This is a genomic window from Kribbella pittospori, assembly GCF_004331465.1.
In the GTDB taxonomy this organism is placed as follows: Bacteria; Actinomycetota; Actinomycetes; order Propionibacteriales; family Kribbellaceae; genus Kribbella; species Kribbella pittospori.
In genome coordinates, this window is sequence record NZ_SJKB01000009.1 from 389576 (window position 1) to 414296 (window position 24721).

17 protein-coding genes are annotated in these 24721 nt (G+C 70.3%); 8 read left to right on the forward strand and 9 right to left on the reverse strand.

Annotated elements, in window-relative coordinates; genetic code table 11:
* From E0H73_RS28575 to E0H73_RS28590, 4 genes are read right to left on the reverse strand one after another with little or no spacing between them, the layout of a single operon-like run.
* Positions 1 to 2250, reverse strand: a complete 2250-nt coding sequence (locus tag E0H73_RS28575) for a fibronectin type III domain-containing protein (RefSeq protein WP_131361662.1) — start codon at positions 2248 to 2250, stop codon at positions 1 to 3.
* A 47-nt stretch (positions 2251 to 2297) separates the two neighbouring features.
* Entirely contained in the window at positions 2298 to 3632 is a 1335-nt protein-coding gene (locus tag E0H73_RS28580; RefSeq protein ID WP_165555852.1) for a serine/threonine protein kinase, read from the reverse strand.
* 13 nt (positions 3633 to 3645) lie between these two features.
* Positions 3646 to 4245, reverse strand: coding sequence for a hypothetical protein (locus E0H73_RS28585; RefSeq protein ID WP_131361664.1), 600 nt, complete (start codon positions 4243 to 4245; stop codon positions 3646 to 3648).
* Positions 4242 to 4868: a hypothetical protein gene (locus E0H73_RS28590; RefSeq protein ID WP_131361665.1), complete on the reverse strand. Its 627-nt coding sequence runs from the start codon at positions 4866 to 4868 to the stop codon at positions 4242 to 4244. Before E0H73_RS28590 ends, E0H73_RS28585 begins: the two co-directional genes overlap by 4 nt.
* A gap of 147 nt (positions 4869 to 5015) precedes the next feature.
* Here E0H73_RS28590 and eccD point away from each other — a divergent pair, with 147 nt between their 5' ends.
* Together eccD and eccB are read left to right on the forward strand one after the other, a co-directional pair.
* Positions 5016 to 6380: a type VII secretion integral membrane protein EccD gene (eccD, locus tag E0H73_RS28595; protein WP_131361666.1), complete on the forward strand. Its 1365-nt coding sequence runs from the start codon at positions 5016 to 5018 to the stop codon at positions 6378 to 6380.
* Between the two features lie 2 nt (positions 6381 to 6382).
* The gene (eccB, locus tag E0H73_RS28600) at positions 6383 to 7825 is read left to right on the forward strand and encodes a type VII secretion protein EccB (protein ID WP_131361667.1); all 1443 of its coding nucleotides are present in this window, start codon (positions 6383 to 6385) and stop codon (positions 7823 to 7825) included.
* A gap of 56 nt (positions 7826 to 7881) precedes the next feature.
* Here the strand turns inward: eccB and E0H73_RS28605 are convergent, their stop codons facing one another.
* The 3 genes from E0H73_RS28605 to eccCa form a co-directional block, all read right to left on the reverse strand.
* Entirely contained in the window at positions 7882 to 9453 is a 1572-nt protein-coding gene (locus tag E0H73_RS28605; RefSeq protein ID WP_131361668.1) for a hypothetical protein, read from the reverse strand.
* Complete coding sequence (locus E0H73_RS28610; RefSeq protein ID WP_131361669.1) at positions 9453 to 9839, reverse strand: hypothetical protein; 387 nt, start codon at positions 9837 to 9839, stop codon at positions 9453 to 9455. Before E0H73_RS28610 ends, E0H73_RS28605 begins: the two co-directional genes overlap by 1 nt.
* A gap of 83 nt (positions 9840 to 9922) precedes the next feature.
* Entirely contained in the window at positions 9923 to 13900 is a 3978-nt protein-coding gene (gene eccCa / locus E0H73_RS28615) for a type VII secretion protein EccCa (RefSeq protein ID WP_131361670.1), read from the reverse strand.
* A 205-nt stretch (positions 13901 to 14105) separates the two neighbouring features.
* On the opposite strand from eccCa, the gene E0H73_RS28620 reads away from it, so the two are divergent.
* Both E0H73_RS28620 and E0H73_RS28625 read left to right on the forward strand, forming a co-directional pair.
* A complete protein-coding gene (locus E0H73_RS28620; RefSeq protein ID WP_131361671.1) occupies positions 14106 to 14441 on the forward strand; it encodes a WXG100 family type VII secretion target in 336 nt (111 codons plus the stop codon).
* Between the two features lie 28 nt (positions 14442 to 14469).
* Positions 14470 to 14754 carry a hypothetical protein gene (locus E0H73_RS28625; RefSeq protein WP_131361672.1) on the forward strand — a complete coding sequence of 95 codons (285 nt, stop codon included), beginning with the start codon at positions 14470 to 14472 and terminating at the stop codon, positions 14752 to 14754.
* 77 nt (positions 14755 to 14831) lie between these two features.
* On the opposite strand, the gene mycP is transcribed toward E0H73_RS28625, so the two are convergent.
* The gene (mycP, locus tag E0H73_RS28630) at positions 14832 to 16115 is read right to left on the reverse strand and encodes a type VII secretion-associated serine protease mycosin (protein WP_202867595.1); all 1284 of its coding nucleotides are present in this window, start codon (positions 16113 to 16115) and stop codon (positions 14832 to 14834) included.
* A gap of 95 nt (positions 16116 to 16210) precedes the next feature.
* On the opposite strand from mycP, the gene E0H73_RS28635 reads away from it, so the two are divergent.
* Genes E0H73_RS28635 through E0H73_RS28660 form a run of 4 tightly spaced genes read left to right on the forward strand, consistent with a single transcriptional unit; the run spans position 16211 to position 23951 of the window.
* Positions 16211 to 16564, forward strand: coding sequence for a YbaB/EbfC family nucleoid-associated protein (locus tag E0H73_RS28635; protein ID WP_131361673.1), 354 nt, complete (start codon positions 16211 to 16213; stop codon positions 16562 to 16564).
* Positions 16552 to 16884: a type VII secretion target gene (locus E0H73_RS28640; RefSeq protein WP_131361674.1), complete on the forward strand. Its 333-nt coding sequence runs from the start codon at positions 16552 to 16554 to the stop codon at positions 16882 to 16884. The genes E0H73_RS28635 and E0H73_RS28640 overlap by 13 nt, the downstream gene beginning before the upstream one ends.
* A gap of 6 nt (positions 16885 to 16890) precedes the next feature.
* A complete protein-coding gene (locus E0H73_RS46055) occupies positions 16891 to 23484 on the forward strand; it encodes a WXG100-like domain-containing protein (RefSeq protein WP_165555853.1) in 6594 nt (2197 codons plus the stop codon).
* Positions 23481 to 23951, forward strand: a complete 471-nt coding sequence (locus tag E0H73_RS28660; RefSeq protein ID WP_131361678.1) for a hypothetical protein — start codon at positions 23481 to 23483, stop codon at positions 23949 to 23951. The genes E0H73_RS46055 and E0H73_RS28660 overlap by 4 nt, the downstream gene beginning before the upstream one ends.
* On the opposite strand, the gene E0H73_RS28665 is transcribed toward E0H73_RS28660, so the two are convergent.
* Positions 23939 to 24676 (reverse strand): HEAT repeat domain-containing protein, encoded by a 738-nt coding sequence (locus E0H73_RS28665; RefSeq protein WP_165555854.1) that lies wholly within the window; start codon positions 24674 to 24676, stop codon positions 23939 to 23941. The two genes, E0H73_RS28660 and E0H73_RS28665, sit on opposite strands and share 13 nt — an antisense overlap.
* Between the last annotated feature and the right edge of the window lie 45 nt (positions 24677 to 24721).

A 24721-nucleotide genomic window follows, 5' to 3' on the forward strand; every position in this document is an offset into this window, starting at 1 on the left:
TCAGCCCGACTTCCACACGAAGATGTTCGAGGTGTAGGTGCCCTCGGGCCCGGTGACGGTCACCCAGACCTTCTGGCCGACCGCACTGCACGGGAACCGGTCGTCGACCAGCATGTGACCCTCGCTGCTGGTCGTCAGGGTCGCACCGGGGTTGAAATTGCCCCAGTCCTCGGTGAACGGCTTGATCTCGTACTTCGTATTCGGCCGCAGGTTCTCGATCCGGACCTGGAGGAACGCACAGTCCGGCGGATCGCACTCGTTGTACTCCGCGCCGGCGCCGCGAGACGCCACCACGCGCTTGGTGCGCTGCGCGACGCCCACCGGCGACGCGGTCAGGATGTCCGGGTAGCCGGTGAGGATCTGGCCGTCCGGTGCCCGGGTGATCGCCCGGACCGTGAACGTGTACTTCTTCCCGTTGGTCAGTCCGCTCCAGGTGATGCCCAGCGCGGTCGTCGTCTTCGTCTGCGAGCCCATCGACACGGCGTAGTGCACGAACGTGCCGTCCCGCATCTCCGGGGCATCCCAGGCCAGCCCGAGAGTGCCGCTGACGCCGTCGGTCTTCACCAGCAGTTCGCGCGGTGACTCCGCACCGAGCCACTTGTTCTGCACCCGGTTCGACCGGACCGCCGGACCGGCGCCGACCTTGTTCACCGCTTGCACGGAGACGTAGTACGCCGTCTTCGAAGCCAGTCCTGCGATGGTCGTCGCCAGCGTGCTGCCGGACACCGTCTTGGAACCGCCGGTCCAGCTCAGCCGGTACGACGTGACGGCCGCACCGTGTGGCGCCGCGGCCTTCCAGTTCACCTGGGTGGAGTTGTCGACGATGCGCGCCTGGATGCTGGTCGGTGCGCCGGGCAGACCGGGCTTCGCGGTCGGTTGGTTGGTCGGCTTCTTCGGCGGGGTCGTCTTCGGTGGCGGCGTGTTCGTCTTGCCGGGAGTCGGCTTGTCGTTGTCCGGCGGTGTCGTCCCGCCCTTGCCCGGCGTGTGGGGCGGCGGGGTCGTCTTCGCCGGCGGCCGCTGCGTCTCCGGTGGTGGCTGCTGCGTCTTCGGCGGCGTGACCGGCGTACTCGGCGGCGTCGTCGGTTTGGCGGGCTTGCCGGTGCCGTTGTCGTCGGTGCCGACCTCCACCGCTTCCGGGTGCCCGTCGTGGTCCACGACGACGACGCGGTCGCCCTTCGAGCTCTCGACGTACACGCGGGAGTCGTCGCCGCGGAACAGGTTCGGCTCGCGCTTGACCTCGCTCGGCGTCTGGTGGGAGACGATCTTCTGGTACGCCGCCTTGCCGTCCCGGTCGAGGGTGACGAGTTCGTCGTTCTTCCGGTCCAGCAACGCGAGGCCGCGACCGGAGGAGGCGACCTTGTCGTACTTCCCGGGCTTGATCGACCGCGAGATCGGTGCGGCCGGCTTGGTGCCAGGCCCGGCCGGTACGTCGACCAGCTGGACCTTGCCCTGAGCCGGATCGACCAGCGCGAGTTTGCCGTCGACGTCGTTGCCGGCCACCAGCGCATCGTCCGGTACGCCGACGTCGCCCAGGTCGCTGCGGTTGTCGATCCCGTCGCCGCCGAGCCGGTACACCTGCCGCGCGGTGAGGTCGACGAACACCGCCTTGGCGCCGATCGCGGTCAGCCCGCCCTTGTGGCCCTTCGGCGTCGCCGCCGGGCAGGTCATCTTGTCCGCGTCGAGCGGCAACTGGCAGAGGTCGCCCTCGTTCACCCGGTGCACCCACAGAGTGCCGTCCGACGTCACCACCGGATCACCGAGCGGGCCGCCCGGGAACGCGATCGCCTCTTTGTCGCCGAAGCGCATCACGCGGCCGGCCTCGCGATAGATCGCGAACGCCGCGCCGCCCGCCTCCAGGCCGACCGGCTGCTCGGCGACCGGTACCTCGATCGGGTCCTCGACGGTCAGGTCGGACTTGCCGAACTGGTCGATCCGGGACTGCGAGAGGACGTAGCCCTTCTTGTCGGTCTGCACCACCTGCGCGCCGGGCTTGCCGGAGCCGAGCTCGACCTGCGCATCGACCTCGCGGGTCGGGCCGTCGAGGTGGAAGATCCGGCCGATCGCGCTGTTGTAGACCCAGTGGCCGGACTGGGTGAACTTGAGCCCGGAGTCCGGATCGCCGGCGGCGGTCAGCACGACCACGCTCGTCACCGCCACACATCCCGCCACCACAGCAGCCAGACCGGCCCTCGCCTTGTGGCGTTGGCCGAGCCTGGTGAGCCGCCCGGGGCGGAAGGTGATCGGCTTCACGGCGTCCAGCCTAAGCGACGCAGGTCCAGGGCCGGTCCAGTTTCCATCTAGCTGTTACAGGTTGCGCCTCTGATGCCCTGCGGTGCGCTCACGAGCACGTGGGCGCCGTCGGTGCCTTGTACCTCGAAGCAGTACTTCAGTCCGGGGCTGACCTGCACGGTGAGGGTGTTGCCGGTGCCGCGATAGGTGGCTTGGGCATCTTTACTGCCTTGCTCGGCCACGATCACGGCGTACGTGAGCGGTTTGGGGTACGACCAGGCGAGGACAACCGAGGTGCCCTTGTCCTGTGGTGGTTTCAGCTCGATGGTGGGCGGCGGGGTGGTGGGCGTCCCGGTGGCGGCCGGAGGGCCGACCGTCGGCGGCGGATCCGTTGCCTCGTCGTCCTGTCCCGGCTGGAACACCACCGGTACGACGACCAGCAGCGCGAGGACGGCCCCGATACCGATCAGCAGTCCCTTGCGGGACTTCCGCGGTTCTTTGATCTTCCTCTTCGTGGTCGCGGTCTCCGCCGAGACCGTTGCCACCGGCATGCGTCGCTCGGCGGCCAGTTCGTCGCGGAAGTCGTCGAAATCCAGGTCGTCCTCGGCCGACGTCGTACCGGCAGCCAGCAGCGACTCGAACTCGCGGACCACAGTCGTGGCATCCGGTCGAGCATCCGGGTCCTTCGCCATCATCCGTTGCAGCAGCGCGGACAACGCCGGTGGCACATCCCGCCCCGACACCTCCGGCGGTGGCTCCCGCAAGACCCGCAGTACGACGCCGTCCACCGACTCTCCAGTCCGCATCGGGAACGGCGGCTGCCCGGTCAGCGCCAGATACAGTACGGCGCCCAGTCCGTAGACGTCGGCCTGCTCGGACAGCTCACCGTCCCGCAGTACTTCGGGAGCCGTGTAAGCGGCGTCGCCCATCAGATCGCGCGGGAACCGCAGCCGCAGCGCCAGCCCGAAGTCGGAGAGTGCCGGCTGCCCGCTAGGCCGCTCCAGCACATTGGCCGGAGTCACGCCGCCGTGTACGAGACCAACCTCGTGCGCCTCCGCCAGCACCGAGCTCAGGATCTGCCCGAGGACAATCACGTCCGCGATCGGCAACGGCCCGTTCGCGACCAGGTCCGGGAGCGACTGCGGGCAGAACTCCATCCGCAGCCCGGTCCGCCCGTCCGGCAGCTCATCCATCGACTCGACTCGCACGATCGACGCCGCCGATCGCAGTCCGGCCAGCTTCGCCTGCTCGACCTCGACGCCGTTGAACGTCCGCCGGTCCAGCGGCCGCGGATAGACCTTGAGCACCGCCGTACGCCCACCGGCCGGCGGCGTCACCAGGAACACCGATGCCACCGGCCCAGTGGCCCGCGGCACCAGCGTCTCGGGTGAGATCTCAGCCATCAGGGTCATTTTGTCACCCGGCGGTGTCCAGGTACGCACATCCATGGGCGACGAGGAAGCGCAGATCCCCGAGGATCTGCGTCAGTACGCCGGCCGGATCCGACGGCTGCCCGAGTTGCGCGGTGACCGACGCGCGCACCTCGCAGCTGTGCCAGATCGTCGGCGCCACCGAACCCCACTGCCACAGCTCGTAGCAATCCGCGTCCAGCACCGCGGCGGTGCCCAGACCGGGAATGCCGACCGCGTGCCCGTCGAGCCGGTCCGGTGCGTTGCCGAGGCCGACGTACATCACGTCCATCCGGTGGTCCCGCGCGAAGCGCTGTCCGGCGACGGGATCATCCGCCACCGTCGCGAGCAGCCCGGCCGCGACGAGTTCGTCGACGTGTCGCTTCGCGTCGTCGACCCCAGCTCCTTCCGCCTGCTCGATCACGTCGTCGACGGTCCAGGACCCCTTGCCGATGTCCGGCAGTCCGTGGGCCAGCACCCAGACACCGAACGCGTCCTCGCTGAGGCGATGCTGTTTCCACCCGACCCTGACGACCTGGACCGGCGCCTCGGCGTCCACCGGACGGACGCCGCCATAATGCCCGATCGGGAAGACTACGGTGCTCACCGGATCCTTCTCCGGTCGAAATACGCCGCTCGCACGCAGAGCAGCCCGTGCACCTGGGCGAGCACTCCGGCCAGCACCTGACGCGGCTCGGTCTCCTCGGGATTCGTCACCCCGACCTGCTGCGACACCATCGCCGCGTCCTGGCATCCGGTCCACAGTTCCGGCGCGAGTTGCGCCCATGCCCAGACGTCGTACAACGCACTGGAGACCTGGGCCACTGGCTGGTTCAGCATCCCGATGGTCTGCAGCCAAGGCTGCTCCGGATCCGGACCGAGCCCTTGCAGCAGCGGGAACAACTGATGCTCCAGCGCGAAGGCCACCGCGGCGTCCGCCTCTGGCTCGACCGCCACCAGTAGCCCATCACCGAGGAACTGCTCGACCGCGGCGCCGACATCGTCCCGGGCCAGTCCCCGCTTCTCCGCCTGTCCCAGCAGACTCTCGCGGGTGGGCCGGTCGTCGTTGCCGATCCCGTGCGCCAGCAGCCAGACCGCGAACTCCCGATCGTCCAGCTCCATCACCTCGACGCCCATCCGGACCTGCTGCCTGTGCTCGGGTCCGCTGTCGAGGTACAGCGCTCCGAGGTCGTGCCCGACCGGAATCAGCAGCGCGTCGTCGGCACCCATCCGGGGTCCTCCCTTCCCTCGAGGTGGTCCGAGCGTAGGAGCCGGCCGCCGCGCCGCCGGGCGTTGTCCGGTAGCTGCCGCCGCCCGTCCGGACCGCCGGTGCGGCGCCAGGCTGGACGCAACGACTCAGCGAACAGGAGCTGGCAGATGATGATGACCGGCTTGGTCAGGGTCACCGTCGCGGCACCCGGCCGCCGCATCGACGTGGCTCTTCCCGAACACTCGGCGGTCGCCGAGCTGGTGCCCGGACTGCTCCGCAGTGCCGGCGAGCGGCTGGCCGACGACGGCGTCGAGGCGGGCGGATGGGTACTGCGCCGGGCCGACGGAACGCCGCTGGAGCTCGGCCGAACCCTCGGGCACCACCGGGTCCGCGACGGCGAGGTCCTGCATCTGGTAGAGCGGACGGCCGACTGGCCGGAGCTCGAGTACGACGACGTGGTCGACGCGATCGCGGCCGGTGCGGGCCGGACCGGTCGGCTGTGGTCACCGCGCAACACCCGCCAGGCCGGCCTGGTCCTCGGCGCGACGGCACTCCTGCTGATCCTCGTCGACGGACTGCGGTGGTCACCGGTCTCGGCGGCGTCCGGCTGGTTCCTCGGTGTGGCAGCGGTCCTGTTGGTTGCGGGAACCCTACTGTCGCGTGCGTTCGGCGACGCGTCGGCCGGCAGCATGCTCGGCGACGTCGCCTTGCTGTTCGCGGTCGCAGGTGCGGGTCTGCTCCAGGCCGGCGACCGTGGTCTCACGTCCCTCGGTACACCAGACCTGCTGCTGGCGTCCGCCGTACTGCTGCTGGCCGGTCTGCTGGGGTTCGCGGGCATCGCGGATCGGCCGGCGGTCTTCGCCGCGGCAGTGGTCGCGGGTGTCCTCGGCCTGGTCGGCGGATGGCTCGCCACGCGGGACTCGCTCGATCCCTTCGAGGCCGCCGCCCTGCTGGCTGCAGGGCTCCTCGCCTTCTCACCCGTCTTCGGAGTGCTGTCGATCCGGCTGGGGCGGGTGCCGATGCCGGTGTTGCCGAGGAGCACGGCCGACCTGGTCCGTGACGATCCGCAGACGCCGCGACGCGTGGTCCACTTGGCCGTCATTCGCGCCGACGCCTTCCTCACCGGCTTGCTGCTGGCGACCGCGATCACCGTGATCTGGTGCCAGGTCCTGCTGGTCCGCCACGGCGGCACGGCGGCAATCGTGTACGTCGCGCTGCTCAGCGCCGGGTTTCTCCTCAGGGCACGGCTGTACCCGGCGTTCCGGCATCGGATCGCGATGCTCGCGGCCGGCTGCGGCGGACTGGCCGCGCTGACTGTCGGCCCACTGACACAGGTCGCCGGTGCCGGTCTGATCCTGCTCGCCGCGGCCGCGGCATTCGTCACGATCGGGAAGCTGGCCAGCGTCAAGCCGCTCAGCCCCTACCTCGGCCGGTACGGCGAACTCCTCGAGATCGGTGTGATCCTGGCCGTCATCCCGACCTGTTGCGCAGTCCTCGACCTGTACGCCGTCGTGCGCGGGATCGGAGGCTGACGATGGCGACCAGACGCGAACAACTGCAGTCGCACCAGTTCCTGGTCCAGCGCGTCGTCTCCGCACTCATTCTCCGGGAGTCCGATCCGGAGCAGCCGCCGTTCCGCCGGCCGCTCGGTGCCGCGTTTGCAAGCATCGGCCTGGCCCTGCTGGTGCTGGCCGGGTTCACCGTGTTCGGAGTGATCGTGCCGGGCGGGAAGAACGCCTGGCGCAGCGGCGAGTCGATCATCGTCGAGAAGGAGACCGGCACGCGTTTCGTCTACGTGGACGGGCGTCTGCACCCGGTCACCAACTATGTGTCCGCGCTGCTGGCCAAGGGCTCCTTCGCCAAGCTGATGAGCGTGTCGGCAGCGTCGCTGGCCGGCGTACCGCGTGGACCGCGGATCGGTATTCCGGACGCGCCGGACTCGTTGCCGTCGGCCAAAGGATTGCTCGGTGGGCCGTGGTCGCTGTGCTCGGAGCCGGGCCGGGACAGCAGCGGTACGGCCGTCGATGAGTCGGTGCTGCTCGTGGACCAGGTACCCGCCGCGGGCCACGAGGCCGACGATCAGGCAGTCCTCGTCGCGGTCGGCGAGACCGGCGACCAGTACCTGCTGTGGAACGGCTACAAGCACCAGATCCGCGGGGCGGACATCGTCACGGTCGGGCTCGCGCTCAGATCGGAGCCCTGGGCAACGGTCGGGGTCGAGCTCGTCGACGGTCTGCCGGCCGGGGCGCCGCTGCGGCCGATCCAGGTGACGGGCCTCGGGCTGCCGTCCAAGGCGGTTCCCGGCAACAGGTCACTGCGCAACGGGCATCTGCTGGTGGCCCAGACCTCCGACGGTGTGCGGCAGTACTACCTCGTCGAGGCGGACCGGCTGCGCCCGATCACCCCGTTGCAGTACGACATCCAGCGTGCGTACGCGCCGACAGCCACGGCGTACAACGGCAAGCAACCGGTCGCGTTGCCGGTCGGCCTCGTCGCAGCGGGGCAGGCGAAGCAGGCCGCGGCGCCGTCGACGGCACCGGATCAGCTGCCTGCACAGCGGCCCGAGTTCGTCGGCCCGCGGACGAACGGATCGACCCTGTGCGCAACGTTCGCCCCGGGGGCCACGGTTCCGTCGCTGTCCGTGGACGTCGTCATGCCGCCGAGGGACGCGCTGCGGACGACCGCCGCACGGACCGGACGGGGTACGCCGCTGGCCCACCGCGTCGTCGTACCTCCCGGACACGCGGCTCTGGTCGAAGCCATGCCGTCGAGCCAGGCGCCGGCCGGAACCGTGATGCTGATCAGCGACCAGGGGATCGCGTACCCGCTTGCCGGCCCGGAGGTCCAGAAGACCCTCGGGTACGACGGTGTCCAGCCGGTCCGGATGCCTTCTGGGCTGGTCGCGCGGATCCCGCTGGGCAGCGGTCTGGATCCGAAGGCTGCGGCGGTTCAGCCGGCCGGACCGGCTTTCCGCTGAAACTGACAGGGCCTGCCGTCTCGGAGTGAGACGGCAGGCCCTGTGCTGGTTGGGTTTCAGTGGTTGCGCAATGCCTTGCGGTCAGCCGCCGGAGTGCTCGGTGCGGCCGGCTGCTCGACCGTCCACAGCTCCTCGTCCAGCAGTTGAACGGTGTCGGCCTTCTCGGCCTCCATCGCCTTCCGCCGCCGAGGCACTGACGGCACCCCGAAGGCCTGGTCGTTCTTCCCGGAGCGCCCGCGCAGCTTCGGCGGGACCCCTGGCAGGCCAGTGGCCGGCTTGCTCTTCCCCGGCATGACCGGTGCCGCGGTCCCCGGTTTCGGCGTGCCGCCGCCACCGGTCCCCATCATCGGGGGCATCATCGGCGGCGGTGTCGAACTGGCACCGGTTGCAGCCGGGCCGGCGGTCGCTGCAGTGGCGGCGGCCGGTGGAGCCGGCGCTGGCTGGACAGTGGGCAACGGCCGGCTGTTCATCTGCCGCGCGGCCTGGGCCGGTCCGTTCGCGGTGGTGTCTTGGATGCCCTTGGCGACATCCACGCCACCGAGGTCGTACTTGGCCGACCCGAACGCACCGAGCTTGCCGCCGGCACCGATCACCGACTTGCCGAGACCCGGGTTCGCGCCCTTCCCGTTCGGCGGCAATGGATTCAGGCTTGCTGCCGGCGGATAGGGCACTCCAGGCGGCATCACCGGCACCTGCGGTGGCGTCGGAGTCGGCGGCAGGTTCCCCAGCCCTGGCGGCAGATTCCCCAATCCAGGTGGCAAGGTCGGGGTGCCCGCCGGTGGAATCCCGGCCAGCCCGGGTCCCTCGGTTCCCGTCGGCACTCCGCCCTCACTGCCCGGATCGCCACCGGCGGAACCGCCGGGCGGAGACGACGCCGACGGATCGGCAGACGGATCGGTCGCTGCGTCGGACGGGCCACCGGGGGCAGCAGGCGCGCCCGGCGCCGACGGTCCGGTCGGGCTGCTGGATCGCACCGGAGCCTGCGGCGAGACCGCGGGCGACGTCGCGGGTGGCTGCCCGGTGGTCCCCATCGGGCCGTTCCAGGCCGTCTCCGGCGGCATCTCCTCGATGCTCGTACCGACCTGCGCGAACTGCTCGTCGAGCTTCTTGAACTGCGCGACCGCGGCCTGGTAGGCGGCGTCGGCCGCCCTGATCAAGGGGGCCGAGGCGATCGAGGCGTTGGACTGCCTGACCCTGTCCTGCAGCGAGTCCGATCCGCTGGAGGCTGCGGACGCCGCGTTCGCCTGCTCGGCCACGATGGCGTCGATCGCCGCCTGGACCATGGTCCTGGTCGTCGTGATCTCCGTGTTCAGAGTGCCGACGACGCCTGCATCCATCCCGGCCGCGGTCGCCCACGGAGTCAACGAGTCATCGGCCAGCTTCCACCGGGTGTCGAACGAGTCCCCGGCCTGATCCAGCCACCCCTCGCCGGTGTTCCCGGTGAGCCCGCGCCGCAGCCCGGACCGCGCCGCGGCCAGCGACTGCTGTGAGGTGCTGATGCTCTTGGTCAGCGCTGTCCACCATCCGCCGAACGTCTGCACCAGGCGGACTCCCGGTACTGCCTCCTTGTCGAGGGCCTCCAGCATCTTCTGCAGCTCTGCCAGCCGTCCCGCCATGTCGTCGGCCATCACTTCACCCCCCAACCGTCGGGCGGCAGTTTGAAGTCGGTGTTGCCTGGCGTTCCGTAGTGACTGACGTACGCGAAGTACCGGCCCTGGTTGAGTTCGTCGACCTTGTGGACCTGCGTCTCACTGGCCGCGGACGTGCGGGCGATGTTCTGCGCCTCGGTCGAGTCGTTGTGGTCGTAGTCGTTCGCGCAGAGCGTGGTGATCTCGCTGAACAGGCCGAAGCCGTCGGCCGCGGTCTTCGCGAATCCCTCGCCACGCTGTACCGCCGCCGCGACACCGCCGTTGACCGCGGTGACACCGGCCATCATCGTGGCGGTGACCGGACTGGCGGTCCAGGCCGGCGCGACCGGCTTCGCGGCCTCCATCTGTGCTGCCGCGGTTCTCATGTCGCCTGTGTGGCCGTGCATTCCGTCGTAACCCATGTGGTTCTCCCGAAGTACGAGTAGGAAGGGTGCTGCTCGGGTCGTGGTCAGGCGTCCTCCTCGCTGGGTGGCTGCCAGGCCAGCTGGACCAGCTGCGGCTCACCCCGGTGGCGGATCAGGCGGCCTCGCCCGGGCGGAAAGCTCTCGGGTTTGAGCCCACCCAGCAGCGGCCCTTCCATCGGATCGCCGGACAGCATCACGCCGGGGGTGCCGACGTCGCGCATCCGGGCGATGAACGGCTCGTACAACGACCGTCCCGCGCCGTTCATCCGCCGCGTCACGACCAGGTGGAACCCGATGTCCCGGCCGTGCTGGACGAAGTCGAGCAGGGGCACGAACGGGTTCTCGAGCGGGGTGACAACGAGGTCGTAGTCGTCCACCAGGACGAACAACTCCGGGCCCGTCCACCAGCTCCGTCGCCGCAGCTGTTCCGGCGTGACGTCGTCCGGTGGCAGCCGCTCGGCCATCGACCGCGCCGCCTCCGACATCAGGTGGGCGGTCGCCGCGCGATCCGCGCCGTACCCGATCAGGTGCGGTGTGCTCACCTCGCCGAGCAAGGCGCGCCGGTGGTCGACCATGATGATGCGCGCCTGCTCCGGCTCGTACGACGCGACGATGCGCCGGGCCAGCACCCGCAGGAAAGCGGACTTGCCGGACTCCGCGTCGCCGAACAGCAGCAGGTGCGGCTCCACGCCGAAGTCGAGCTCGGCCGGCCGCAGGTTGTGCTCGGACAGACCGATGGACAGCCGATGGCCGGTTCCGTCGACCCGGTCGCGGGCCGGCAGGGCGGCGTACGGGAAAGTTGCTGGTAGCAACCGTACGGCGGGTGCCCGGTCACCGGTCCACGCCGCGGCCACCGCCTGCACGAACGCGGTCATCGCGGCAGCCGGGGTCTCCGTCGTACGCCGGGTCAGGTGCGGCAACCCGATCAGCATCTGGTGCTTGGTCGTCGTGATCCCGCGTCCCGGCCGGTTGGCCGGCACGGCCAGCGCGGCGATCCGGTCCACCATCGAGTCGATCGGATCGCCGAGCTTGAGCTCGAGCCGGGTGCCGAGCAGGTCGCGGATGTTCATCCGCAGTTCGTACGACCGGGAACAGCTGAGGACGACGTGGACGCCGTACGACAGCCCGCGGGCCGCGATGTCGGCGATCTGCGGTTCAAGTTCCTCGAAGTCGCTGCGCAGGACGCCCCACCCGTCGACCACCAGAAACACGTCGCCGAATGCATCGTCGGCGAACTCACCGGCCGCCCGGCGCTGCCGGTACGTCGCCATGCCGTCGATCTCCTCGCCCGCGAACTGGCGCTCGCGGCGGTCGAGCAGACCGGCGACCTCCGCCACGGTCCGGCGTACCGCACCGGTGTTCTGGCGGGCGGCGACGCCACCGACGTGCGGCAGGTCGCGGAGCGGACCGAGCGCACCACCGCCGAAGTCCAAGCAGTAGAACTGGACCTCGGACGGAGTGTGGGTCAGCGCCAGGCCGGCGATGATCGTCTGGATCGTCGTGCTCTTGCCACTCTGCGGGCCACCGATCACGACCACGTGGCCAGCCCCGCCGGACAGGTCCAGGACGAGTGGGTCGCGGCGTTGCTCGAGCGGCCGGTCGACGACTCCGGCGATCGCCTGGAGACCGCCTTGCCAGGCCGGAGCCGCAACTCCCAGACCCCGAGCCGGGTCCGTCACGAGCTCGCCGTACAGTTCGCCGACCGCGGGCGCTTCGTCGAGCGGCGGCAGCCAGACCTGATGAGCGGGGTCACCGCGACCGGTCAGCCGATCGACCAGGATGTCGAGCAGGCTCTCGCCGATCAGGTCGTCGTTGACCTCGTCGAAGGTCGGCTCCTCGGCGCCGTCGTCGACGGTCGGTGCGTGGAAGCTGGTCGAGTACGGCATCAGCTCGGGACCGTCGTGATAGCTGTGCCCGGTCGGGTGGGCGACCGGGCGCTGGTGCACTCCGGAGACGTAGGCGGACCGGAACCGGATCATCGCCTCGGTGCCGGACTTGAGGAAGCCGTGGCCCGGCGGTCGCGGCAGTTTGAACGCGTCGCCGTTGCCGAGGACAGCCCGGCTGTCCATGTCGGAGAACGTCCGCAACGCGATTCGGTAGGACAGGTGTGCGTCCAGACCGCGGAGCCGGCCCTCGTCCAGCTTCTGGCTGGCCAGCAGCAGATGGACGCCGAGCGAGCGGCCGACCCGGCCGATCTGGACGAAGGTGTCGATGAAGTCCGGCTTGGCGCTGAGCAACTCGCTGAACTCGTCGACGATCACCAGCAGCGTCGGGACCTCCTCGAGCGGCGTTCCGGCGGCCCTGGCCTTCTCGTAGTCGCGGAGGGAGGAGAAGCTGCCGGCCGCGCGTAACAGCTCCTGCCGGCGGAGCAACTCGCCGTTCAGCGCGTCGGTCATCCGGTCCACCAGGTCGAGCTCCTCGGCCAGGTTCGTGATCACAGCGCTGGTGTGCGGGAGCCGGTCGAGCCGGGTGAAGGTCGCCCCGCCCTTGAAGTCGACCAGGGCGAAGTTCAGCGACCGGGGTGGGTGGGTGATGGCCATGCCCAGCACGAGAGTGCGGAGCAGTTCGCTCTTGCCGGAGCCGGTGGCGCCGATCAGCAGGCCGTGCGGGCCCATCCCGTCCTGGGCGGACTCCTTCAGGTCGATCTCGATCGGCATCCCGTCGGGCCGGAGACCGAAGCGCAGCCGGAGCCGGTCCCGGTTCGGCCGCTGCACCCAGGTCTGGACGGGATCGAACGAGTACGGGTCGCCGAGCTCGAGCAGTTCGGCCAGCCCGAGTTCCGCGCTCAGCGGTTGCTCTCCGACCGCGCCCGCGGTCAGCCGGAGCGGCGCCAGCTGGCGGGCGAGTGCCTCGGCCAGTGACAGTTCCAGTGCGTCCGCCTGACCGAGCTCGGCCGAGCCGTCGATCGTCTCGGTCAACAGGTTGCCGGCGGCATCGATATCCAGCACGATGCAGCTCGGGTCGAGAGCGCGGGGCGGCGTACTGCTGAGGTCGATGACGACCACACCCTCCACGCCACCGTCGGTCATCAGGTGGTCGGAGCCGGCCAGGTCGCCGCCGTCGATGATGACGACGACCAACGGTCCGGTGTTCCTGCTGTCGTTCTCGGGATCGAACCGCGGCCGATTCGCGATCAGGTCCTCGAGCATCGCCTCGATCGCCGTGATGGCGGGTGCGACCAGGCGGATCGGTCCGACCGCGTCGACGCGTTGTGGATGCAGTGCGTGTGGCAACCACTTGAGCCATTCCCAGTCCGGTTGCTCGGCACCGCCCGCGCACACTGCGATGCGCAGGTCGTCCGGTGCCTGGAAGGTGGCCAGCTGAGCCAGCAACGCCCGAGTCAGAGCGAGAGCGCGGTCGCGATCGCCACGGACGTGGATCCGGCTGAAGCCGCCGACCGAGATCGCGAGCGGCAGTCCGGGGACCTCGGCGTACGTCGCGAGGAAGCGGCGGAGGGCCAACGCGGACAGGGGTTCCAGGCGTTCCAGCGGTTGCGTGTCCGGTGGCACCAAGGTGATCGGCGCGCTCTGCCGTCCGGCACCGATCCGGGCCACACCGAAGTCGCCGTCGTCGCGACGGCGTTCCCAGAGCCGGTAACTCGCGGCGAGGCTCCACAGCGCCTCGGGGTGCGGATGGGCGTAGTACAGGGCGTCTCGTTGCCGGCCGATCGCGCGGTTCAGCCGCAGCCGGTGCTGCGCGAGCTGCCGGAGATAGGCGCGACGCGCGTGGCCCATCTCGCGTTTGCCCGTACCACCCGCCTGCAGGATCGCGACGATCACCATGCCGAGGATGGCCGCGCCGAACAGGCCGTAGATGACCAGCCTGAGACTGGACCGGAGGTTGCCGGAGAAGCTGAGCAGCATCGCGCCCATCATCGCCACCATCGGCAGCATCATCAGGCCCTGCGTCCACTGCCGTCCGCTCGGCAGCGGGATCTCGGGTGGCGCGTCCAGCAGCAGTTCTCCGGCCGGCAGTTCCGGTGCCGGACGGCGCGCGGGGCGCTTGACGATGACCGTTGCCATCTCGGGTCTCCTCGGGTCGGCAGGTCTCGATCGTCGGGCGGCCGGAGGCGCCCCGGGCGGCGGTGGCAGGAAGGTGCCGCCGGACAACGCCCTCCACGTGCGACACCTAGCGTCGAACGCGAGTCGCGGCATCGAGGATCCGCGACTCCGGTCGCCGGCCCGGACCGTCCGGTGCCCGACCGCGATGGCAGAAAGGAGAGCCAGGATGGCGAGTCCCTCCAACCAACTGCACATGGTGACCGAGTCCGCGCAGCACGCGCAGGTGACGTCCAGCGGTACGGCGGACAGCCTGCACGGTCACGTGACCCGGCTGAGCGGTGAGGTCGGCGCCGTCGTCGGCACCGGGTGGCACATGGATCAGGCACTCGGCTTCGGCAACGCCCACCAGAGCTGGGCCGACGGCATGGGCAAGCTGATCGCCGCGCTGCACAAGGTGAGCGCCGACACCGGTGCGCATCTGAACGACTACATGGAAACCGACATGGTGCAGGCCGCCTCGCTGAACAAGGTGCAGGCACCGATGTTCAGCGGCGTGCTCTGACCGGTCGCCGAACCGAGGAGTTGATCTCGTGGGATTGAAGAAGTGCGAGTTCGGCACAGTCGAAGGAATGCTGGGTCAGGTCCAGGCGACCCACACCGCGGTGATGGCGGACAAGGACGCCTGGCTGCGGACCGTCGGGCTCACCGCCCAGGACCTGCTGGACAACGCCGGAGGCCGGTTCACCGAGGTGAACCAGGCGTGGGACCAGGTCACCGCGGCGATGCAGGAGATGCAGAACCATCTCCGGATCGCCGGTACCCAGGCCGTGGCCGAGAACATGGCCACCGTCGCCCGTGCGGCGGCACGCTACTGACGGGCTGAGGTGCGATGGCTCCGGTGTCCAGTGCGGACACCGGAGCCATTTGTTTGTCTGTGGCAACAGCATTCGGCTCAGCGTTCAGCCGGTGGTGGCGGCAGCAGGAACAGCTGGTCCGGCGCCTCGTCCCGGATCGGCTCGGTCGCCGGTTCGGGCGTACGTCCCGGGCGCCAGCGCCGTCGTACTGCCTGCGGGACGATCAGGGCGACGAGTAGGGCCAGCAGCGCGGCCGCGATCACGAGGCCTGAGCCGTGCCATGCCCTGGACATCAGGCGCTGCTCGCCGGCGGTGCGTGCCGCGGCGACCTCATCGACCGGGGGATGGGCCATGGTCGGCATCACCGCGGGCCGCTTGGTGGTCAGGCCGTCCGTGACCGCGCGATAGGGATCGACAATGCCGACGCCGTACGCCGCGCGGCTGCTGCCGCCACGGGCCGGCATCGTCGTCGCCAGCAGTCGTTGCGCTACTTGGGGCGCGGTGAGGTTGGGCCAGGCTGCCCGGACCAATGCGGCAGTCCCGGCAACGAACGGTACGGCGAAACTCGTGCCGCTGTAGTAGTTGTGACCACCGCTGCGCGCCGCCCCGACCACCGATCCACCGGGCGCCATCAGGTCGACGTACGGACCGATCTGGGAGCTCTGCAGCCTGGTCCCGGCAATGTCCGTCGCGCCGACGCCGAGCACACCGGGGTACGCCGCTGGGTACGACGGCCGGATCGTGTCGTCGCGCTGGCCGTTGCCGACCGCGGCGATGACGAGGACGTCCTTGCGCTGGGCGTAGGCGACTGCCTGCCGGACCACCTTGTCGTCGCGGGCACCGGCCAGCGACAGGTTGATCACGTCCGCGCCCTGATCCGCCGCATATCTGATGCCCTGGGCAAGGACCAGCGGGTCGATCTCGTTCGCGGTGCCGTCGGTGCTGCCGCGCTCACTGACCCGGACCGGAAGGATGCGCGCCTGCGGGGCGATCCCGCGGAACCCGATGCCGGCGGCAGCGTCCGCGGCGATGATGCCGGCGACAGCGGTGCCGTGAGAGTCGCAGTCGAAGTTCGCGCGGAGCCGTCCGACCTGGAAGAAGTCCTCGCCCGCGGCCACCTTGCCCGGGCGGCGCAGTTGCGGATGGTCGGAGTCGACACCGCTGTCGACCACTGCGACCAGGACTCCGGCGCCGGTGCTGTACGGCCAGACCCGAGCCGGGTCGAGGATCTGCTGCGCCCACGGCAATTGACGGATGACGGGCAGAGCCGCATCGGCGTTCGTACACAGGCCCGGCGGTGGCTTGGCGACGGCAACGTCGTACGGCGTCGCCAAAGTGCTGGCCAGGACCGTGAGCAGCAGTGCGGTGATTCTCTTGGGCACGCTTCATCGTGACCGGATCGGCGGGAGTGACCGCGGTCCTGGCCGAAAGCTGTCACCGCGGTCCGGGCCGGGTTGTGGGCGGTCATCCTGCTCGCATGATCGACGACCTGACCAAGCTGGCCGAAGAGCTGGGCGCCGCCCGCCGCGCCGCGGCCGAGGTGCGCGGCACGGCCGAGTCCGACGACGGTCTCGTGCGGGCGGTTGTCGACGGCGACGGCGGACTGGTCGAGCTCGAGCTCGATCCGCGGATCTACCGGACCCCGGACTCGTCTGCCTTGGCCGGCGTCATCAAGGAGACGATCGGCGACGCGCTGGAGGACGCCGCCCGGCAGGCGTTCGCCGTCGTACGCAAGGTGTTGCCAACCGCCGAGCAGGACCAGATCCCGATCGAGCCGGTCCTGGCCGAGCTACGCAAGCGCAACGGAGGGAACGACTCATGGCCAAGGTGAACGCCGGCCGGATGGAGATGGACACCGATGTCGTGCGGACCTCGGGCTCGTCGATGACGGCCACCGGGGCACAGGCCGCGACGGCCGCGGAACAGATCATCCAGCGGATCAACGAGAACGAGTTCAGCATCGGCACCGGGAGTGCCGCCGACAACTTCCACCTGCAGTACAACCTGCCTGCGACCAGCGTGAAGGACGGGACGCGAGCCGCCGCCAAGACCATGACGGACCTCGGCAACAGCCTGATCGAGGAGGCCGGCCAGTACGAGCAGGTCGATCAGCAGTACCGGCAGGTCCTGGACCGCATCCGGCGGGCCTGACCGTCCATGCCGGTCGCGCCGCCGCCCGACGACCAGTGGGACTTCTGGCCGTTGGTGCGGTCGCTGATCGACTGGGTCGGTGACCAGCTCGGCTTCCCGGACGCCGACGAGGACGTGCTCCGCGAGGTCCTGGCCACGGCCTGGGACGACCTGAGCAAGCTGGCGGACGACGTCGCCAAGGCGGCCCGGACCCAGGTGCCGATCATCGCCACGAACTGGCCGGACTATGCGGGCGGTGCGTTCAACGCCTCGGTGAGCAAGTTCGCCGGCGCGGACCCGGGTGGAGCGGGAGCGACGGCCGCCGCCGCGCACGGCATCGCCGAGTCGGTCCGGGCCTACGCCGTCGAGGTCAAGTACACGAAGGAACAGATTGTCTGGGAGGTCGCGGCCAACCTGGTCTTCTACGCGGCGACCTTCGCGGGCGGTCCGGCCGGAGTGGCGGCCGGCGCGGTTGCCCGGTACCTCATCTCCAGGGGTACGGCGCGCGTGGTGAGCGGACTGCTGGAGAGTTTCGCCGCGCGTGCGGCGGCAACGACGTTCCCGAAGTTGCTGGGTGCTCCGATGACGCTGAAGGAGCTGCCGAAAGAGCTCGCGATCGGCATGGCGAAGGAGGCCGCCGACGAACTGTTCGCGACGATCCCGCCGTTGATCAACAACGACCTGCTGAACACCGACTTCGGCCGCCGGCAGATGCAGCAGGCGGCGCTCGGCGGCGCACTCGGCGACCCCGTGTCGAAGCTCGTCGGGAAGCCGTTCCATGCCGCCGGCAACTTCGTGGGCCGGGGACTGGACCGGGCCGGGGCCGCGAACTGGGTGCAGCGTCAGGGCAGCACGTTCGTCAGCGCCTTCGGGGCCAACGCGATCAGCTCGCCGATCTCCAGCAAGATGGCGAACGACGTACTGGACTGGAACTGGATGGGCCTCCTCGACGGCCGCGGCTACGTCCAGTCCATCGACGACAACTGGGTCGGCTCCGGCATCCACGGAGTACTCCGAGCCAACGGCGTCACCGGCGCCCACAGCCTCGGCCAGCTAGCCACCACCAACCTCGCCAACCACGCCGGCCTAAACCCCACCACCCTGACCCCCCGCCCCCAGGTCACCCCAGCACCCACCCCAGCCCCAGCGTCCGCCCCGGCTCCGGCTGCGGCAACCGCGCCCGGCTCCCCTCCTGCCACGGCAACCTCGGTCACTCCCTCCCCCGGAACCACCGGTACGCCGGTGAACGCCGACGCCCCCACCGGAACCTCCAGCAACCACAGCGCACCCTCGCTAGACCACAGCCAAACCGCCACCGACGCACCACCCCCGGTCCGCAGTGCCCCCCACCCAGTCGCACACCACGACAACACCCCCATCCGCCCCGCCGACGCACACAACACTTCCAATCCCGCCGACAACACCACCCCAGCCCTGGACTCCCCACCCCCTCAACCCAATGCCCAAACCAACCAACCCACGCCCCCTCTCACCCCCGCACACACCGCACCCCCCCCCCCCACAGACCCTCCAGCCGTCCCGCCACCACCCACCGCACCCCAATCCACCCCGCCCCCCACGCCCGCCGCACCAGCCACCCCCACTTCTCCGGCTACTACGCAGGCTGCGCCGGTCACCCCCACCCCTCCGGCTGTCACGCCGGCTGCACCAGCCACACCCGCACCTCCGACTGCGACGCAGGCTGCGCCGGTCACACCGGCGCCTCCGGCTGCTACGCAGGCTGCACCAGCCACACCCGCACCTCCGACTGCGACGCAGGCTGCGCCGGTCACCCCCACCCCTCCGGCTGCGACACAGGCTGCGCCGGCCACACCCGCACCCCCGACTGCGACACAGGCTGCACCGGTCACACCGGCGCCTCCGGCTGCTGCGGTCACGTCCGCGCCTCCGGCTCCTACACAGGCTGCGCCGGTCACACCGGCACCTCCGGCTGTTACGCAGGCTGCACCAGTCACCCCTGCGCGTCCGGCTGTTACGCAGACTGCGCCGGTCACGTCCGCGCCTCCGGGTGCGAGCACCCCGCTGGCCGGCAGCGCCCGAGCCGGCAACTCGGCCCTCCCTGCGCCGACCGTCCCCGCGGCCGGCGCCTCGGCCGCCGCCGCGTCGGCTGGGCCCGGCGGGTCTGCGCCGACTGAGTCACCGTCGTCGGTTCGGGCCGATCCGGCCGCCAACGCGCAGCCGACGAGCGCAGCGGACGGAACAAGTGGCGACGACACCAGTCGAGGTCGGCGAGACACCCAGATCGCACAGCGCGGCCGGGGCGATCAGTCATCGGAGGATTCGGCGGTTGTCCGAGCACTGGCCGGACAGGACGTCTCAGCCGACTCGGGCACGCCGGAAGGCCAGGCAGGGACCAAGGGACCCACGGACGACAACCCACCGCCCCCACCACCCGGGCTCCGATCCGGCGACGAGGCAGGCGACCAGGACAACCGCAACGACAGCAGCGACGGGAACGGCCGCAGCGACGGGAACGACCGTAGCGGCCGCAGCGACGGGGACGGCCGCAGCGACAGCACCGACGGGGACGGCCGCAGTGACGGGAACGACCGTAGCGACCGCGGCGACGGGAACGACCGTAGCGACCGCGGCGACGGGAACGACCGTAGCGACCGCGGCGACGGGTACGGCCGCAGCGACGGCGGCGACGGGAACGGCCGCAGCGACGGCGGCGACGGGAACGACGGTAGCGACGGCGGCGACGGGTACGACCCTAGCGACCGCGGCGACGGGAACGGCCGCAGCGACGGGTACGACCGCAGCGACAGCACCGATAGGAACGACCGCGGCGACAGCAGCGACGGGAACGGCCGCAGCGACCGGGCCGGCAGGAACGGGCGGAGTGGTCAGCCGGGGCTGGCTGCCTTGGGGGCGGGGAGTGGTGGGGTTGTTCGGGGGGTGGCTCGGGGGTTGTTGTGGTTTAGCGGGAACGGGCGGCTGACGCCGGGGTGGGACGCGGTCGAGAAGGAGATTCATGCGGCGTTGGCGGACTCGGATGTTCTCGCCGCGGCGGAGATCGAGTCTGTTGAGCGGGTGGGCGAGAACAGGTACGTCGTCACACCATGGGAGGGTGCGCCGTTCGACCTGATCGTCCGGGCGGCGCGTGTGGACGGCGGGCATCCTGGGGAGTTCGTCGTACGGGCGGACGGGAAAGGGCCCGCCACGGTCACAGTCTCGGATCGCGCCAAGGGCCCAGTGGTCGCGCGGACGATGGCGAATCTGCTGCACCAGTTGGCGAATGCGGGCCGGGCCGGACCCGATGCCTTGCGGCCAGGCACTCAGCCCAGGGTGGACACCAGGCTGTCGCGGGAGGACGGTGGCCGACTAGCAGAAGCGCGGTTGTTGCGGCAGCAAGGTGAGACGACGGCGGCGTACAGCGCGATCCGGCGGCAGAACATCCAGAACGAGGTCCGCGCGCTGATGGAGCACCTGGGTGTCGCGCAAGGCCAGACGGACGCGCGTTGGCGTCGTACCGTGGCCGGCTCGGACCGGGCACTGCTCAACCACCTGACCCGCGGATGGACCGCCGGCGACAGCCGGGCGCGCACCCGGGTCTACGTCGCGAAGGAACTCGTCCTGGTCGGCGTCCCGGCGACCGCCACGTCCGTCGGAATGGCGGTCACCGACAACCTCGCCACCGCACTTACCCTCGGCGTCCCCGCAGTCGCCGTCGCGGTGCTGTCCGGGATCGCGCAACGCTGGCTCGACGGCCACAAGAACGCCGCCAACTCGGAGACGCAGGGGGACCGGCTGAAGGCGGTGACCAAACGGAACCCCGGCATCCTGGGTCAACTGGAGTCCGACCCGTACGGCCTGGCCGGCAATCCCGTCGAGGATCTCGATCCCTCGACCCTGCGGACGTCGAACTGGCGCTACCGGCTCCGGCACGTCGCGCCGGCCGTCGTCGGGGTCGGCCTGGCGACGGTGCTCACCGGCGGAGTCCCGATCGCCTCCGCCTTGTACTTCGGTGCATCGGCGTTGATCAAACCGCTGACGGAGAAGTTCGTCGACGGGCGGAAGAGCGAGCTCAAGATCCTCCGCCGGGAGGAACTGCTCAGACAGTTCGCCACCGATCCGGCGCGGTACCAGAACGAGCTGGTCGCCCTCCTCGCACAGCTCAGCGACCGTCTCACCGAGGCGACCGAGGCACTCGCCCGCACGCAGGCGGATCCCGGCTCCCTCGGTTACCCGACGATCGTCGCTGCGGAGCTTGCCGGTCGCGGCGCCGACGCTGCCCGCCTCGCCGTTCCCCGGGCTGCCAATCCGAACGAGACCGATCCGACCGCACTGGCCCGGCAACTCGACAACTTCGGCGAGGTCCTGATCGTCGGGCTCCTGAACAATCTGTTCGCCGGCCTCGCCACCGCCGGTGTCACCGCTGTCGTCGAACGCCAGTCCGACCAGGCCGCCGACGCGTCGTACTCGTACAACCTCGAGTTGGCCGACAGCGCCGAGAGCCGTGCACTGTTCGACGCCGTCCAGGAACAGGTCACGAAGCTCGTCCAGCTGGTCGAGCTCGCGGAACAACTCGGAGCCCAAGACCCTGCCGACGCCAGGCTGCTCGATCGGATCCTGGAACGCTTCCGGCAGACCCCGCCGCCGACAATGCCTGGTACGGCGCTGCCGACTCCCGGACCAGGACCGGACCCGGCGAACGATCAGGACACCGCTCTGCCGTTCTGGGTCCAGTCGCTCTACACGATCCCGCCGCTGGTCACCCTCGGCGTCGTCAACCTGTCGGACGCCGTACTCGGGATGGATCCCGGGTGGCTGACCGCGTCCGTCATCGGCGCCACCGCGACGTTGCTCACGGCACCGATCGCGCGATGGGTGGCGAACCGTCAGGACGCGCGGCATACCCGGCACAGCGCCGATGCCGACAACAAACGCGCGATCGACCAAGGGCAACTGGCGGACAAGGTCGGCGTGCTGCTCTTCCTCGGCAACCTGCGCGAGCAGGAGGTGCAAGCGCGGATCAACGCACTCCAGCCGGGTGCAGGACCACTGCAGTCGAGAGCGCACGATCTCTACCGCGCCGCCGAGTTGTTCTTCCGGGTTCGGCCGACCGGCGCGGACTTCACCGATCGGGTCCGCGCCGCGGTCCGGGCGGCACGGCTGACGATCAACCCGCAGCGCGGCGAGAGCTTCCACGAGCGGCAGGACCGCCACCTCGCGCTGGGCCGGATCGAGCAGTACGCCGACCGCGTCGACGAAGTACGACGTGACGACCCCGAAGCCAAGGCGGTACTGCGAGCCGCCCGGGCCGACCTGGTCGCCGCACTGAAGACCCACGCAGCGAAGGTGACCGATGGACGCGGCGAGCTGCCCGACCTCACCACCGTCGATCCCGCCACCGGGGAACGTGTGACCGGAGACCCGTTGACCCGTGCCCGGGCGGCCGCGGACGAGGCGTGGCGGCGCATGCTCGGTGAGCCGGACACGACGCCGTACCGGACCAAGCGGGTGATCGCGCTGGCACGGGCCCGCGCGGCTCTGGACACCCTCAGTCAGGAGCTCGCCACCGGCGATCGGGCCCGGGTCAAGCTCGCGATCAACGACCTGACCAGAACCGCCAACGCGTTCAAGGCTCTGCAACGCGAGGCCGGCGTGGCGGGTGACGTCACGATCCTGACCGACGAGCTCAGCCGGCAGGTGAAGGACTTCCTCCAGCCTCCGGACGGCACCGCCGCGGGCCTCGGCGAGTTCGTTGCCAATGGCCCCATCCAGGACCACGCGCTGCTGACGGATCGGATTGTCCGTGCGTTGGCGGATCGCGGACTGCTGAGGCCTGCCGGAGTGTCCGCGATCGAGCCGATCGGGGACGGGACGACAGTCGAGGTGACGACTCGCGACGGCGAGCGGATCGTGCTCCGCTTCGGCACCGGGCCGGTGACCGATGGACATCCGGCGGAGTACCGCCTCACGGGCGACACCGAGTACGCCCTGGTCCGTGTGTCCGAGCGGCTCGCGCCGGACGACGTGGCTCGCGCCGTGGTCCACGAGATCCGCGAACTGGCACGATTGTCCGCCGGCGAGCACACCGCCGCAGCACACGACCAGGGCCGCGTCGGCGAACTCCTCTACCTGGACGAGGAACTCCAGGTCTCCGAACACTTCGAGGGCCCGGACCCGGTCCGGCGTCGCCTGTACCAGCAGAAGATGCAGGAGTTGTACGACGACCTCCGCCTGTCCGACGCGGAACGCCGGAGCCAGCTCGACCCGGCGATGCCCGATGTTGTCCAGCGCAACGATCTAGGTACGGCGGCCGCGCTGTCGCCGTACCGCGGTCCGGTCCGGCTGAGTGAGGACCGGTGGACGGTCCACGTGGTGCCGAGACACGGGCACGGATCGCCGGCGGCCGGTACGAAGTTCCACCGGGACTTCGACCAGTCCCGGGAGAGTCTCGAGGCACTGGCACGCGAGGTGGTCGACCGGGCTCCGATCCCAGTCGGGACCGACCAGCTGACCGGCAACCATCGCCACGAGTACGACTTCGGTCCCGGGCGGGTCATCGGCGCGAGTGGCACCGGCAAGGTCGTCATCTGGGTCGACCCCGCTGGTAACGTCCGCAGCATCTACCCGGAGGACGCGACACGATGATCGACTTCAGCTGGGCACTGACCGATCCGGCGGTCCTGGCGGGCTGGGAACGCAGCCATGACGTGGCAACCGCCGAGCCGGCCGACCTGCTGTGGTCCGGCTTCCCCGGCTCACTCCGGATCGTCACACCCGAGGGCGAGATCGCCCCCGCGTTCGACTGGATTCCCTTGCTGCACCTGACCCGGTCACTGGTGCTGGTCGTGGACCAGCTGACCGAGCCAGGCAGCGCAGCGACGTACACCTTCACCGAAGCTTCGGATCAGCTGCGTTTCGAGCGCGCCCGTGAGCTGGTGACCGTCGGCGCGACGTTCACCGACACCGTCCTGACCACGACGATGCCCGAACTGTCGAGCGCCGTACGCCGGTTCGGCCAGACGCTCCTGGCCGACCTCACCAGTCGCTACCCGGCCCTGCCTCAGAACGCCGCCGCGGCCGACCTGCAGACCGACCTGGCTCAGAGGTCGTAGATGCCCTTGATGTCGCGGCCGAAGTTGCCTTCCGGGGTCTCGACCTCGAGGTAGTAGAACGGCTCGGTGACCGGGTGGGCGTTGAGGTAGGCAAGCGCCTCGGTGCGGTTGGCGGCGCGATAGGCCTCGTACGTCGCGACCTGGCCCTCGCTCGAGCGCTGAACCTTCTCGATGAACTCGAGGACGAGATCGGGGTCGGCGGCAACGGTGTCGGGGAGCACGACCTCCTCGTCGATGAACGCCTGCAGGCGGGCGCGGGCGTCGTCGTCCGGGGCGCCGGCCACCAGGTGGCCGAGGGCCTGGACGGCGCGATCCTTGCCCAGCCGCAGCGCTTCCGTGCTCGGAACGCCCCAGCTCCTGGTGTGGCCGCGGATCTCGTCGCGCAGGATCAGCACCGGGCGCTCGCAGTCGGAGTCGCCGTGGATCTCCCAGTTCGCCGCGACGGCGGCGGCCCGGACGGCCGGATCGTCGTCGGCCAGCCGGTCCACCAGTTCCTCGACCACCGCCACGGTGGCGATCCCGGGTGCGCGCTGGACAGCGGCCAGCCGTACGGCCGGATCCGGGTGGTTCAGATACCCGACGGCCAGCCGAGTGTGCTCGCTCTCGTCCGCGTCGTCGAACAATCGTGCCGCGTCGGGCCGCGCCGGCACCTCGATCGTGTCGCCGTCGCCGAACCCGTACCGATCCGGCACGGAGACCGTCTTCTGCCGCCGGAAAAGTCGCATACGGTCCAGCCTAGGCAGACCGGCGCCGGAAACCCCGGCGCCGTG

What these genes read in the sequence shown, in the direction of transcription:
- E0H73_RS28665 (WP_165555854.1), bottom strand. Translation starts at nt 24,676, where the DNA reads ATGCGACTTTTCCGGCGGCAGAAGACGGTCTCCGTGCCGGATCGGTAC.
- E0H73_RS28605 (WP_131361668.1), bottom strand. Translation starts at nt 9,453, where the DNA reads ATGGCCGACGACATGGCGGGACGGCTGGCAGAGCTGCAGAAGATGCTG.
- E0H73_RS28610 (WP_131361669.1), bottom strand. Translation starts at nt 9,839, where the DNA reads ATGAGAACCGCGGCAGCACAGATGGAGGCCGCGAAGCCGGTCGCGCCG.
- E0H73_RS46055 (WP_165555853.1), top strand. Translation starts at nt 16,891, where the DNA reads ATGCCGGTCGCGCCGCCGCCCGACGACCAGTGGGACTTCTGGCCGTTG.
- E0H73_RS28635 (WP_131361673.1), top strand. Translation starts at nt 16,211, where the DNA reads ATGATCGACGACCTGACCAAGCTGGCCGAAGAGCTGGGCGCCGCCCGC.
- E0H73_RS28660 (WP_131361678.1), top strand. Translation starts at nt 23,481, where the DNA reads ATGATCGACTTCAGCTGGGCACTGACCGATCCGGCGGTCCTGGCGGGC.
- eccB (WP_131361667.1), top strand. Translation starts at nt 6,383, where the DNA reads ATGGCGACCAGACGCGAACAACTGCAGTCGCACCAGTTCCTGGTCCAG.
- eccCa (WP_131361670.1), bottom strand. Translation starts at nt 13,900, where the DNA reads ATGGCAACGGTCATCGTCAAGCGCCCCGCGCGCCGTCCGGCACCGGAA.
- eccD (WP_131361666.1), top strand. Translation starts at nt 5,016, where the DNA reads ATGATGATGACCGGCTTGGTCAGGGTCACCGTCGCGGCACCCGGCCGC.
- E0H73_RS28640 (WP_131361674.1), top strand. Translation starts at nt 16,552, where the DNA reads ATGGCCAAGGTGAACGCCGGCCGGATGGAGATGGACACCGATGTCGTG.
- E0H73_RS28620 (WP_131361671.1), top strand. Translation starts at nt 14,106, where the DNA reads ATGGCGAGTCCCTCCAACCAACTGCACATGGTGACCGAGTCCGCGCAG.
- E0H73_RS28590 (WP_131361665.1), bottom strand. Translation starts at nt 4,868, where the DNA reads ATGGGTGCCGACGACGCGCTGCTGATTCCGGTCGGGCACGACCTCGGA.
- E0H73_RS28580 (WP_165555852.1), bottom strand. Translation starts at nt 3,632, where the DNA reads ATGGCTGAGATCTCACCCGAGACGCTGGTGCCGCGGGCCACTGGGCCG.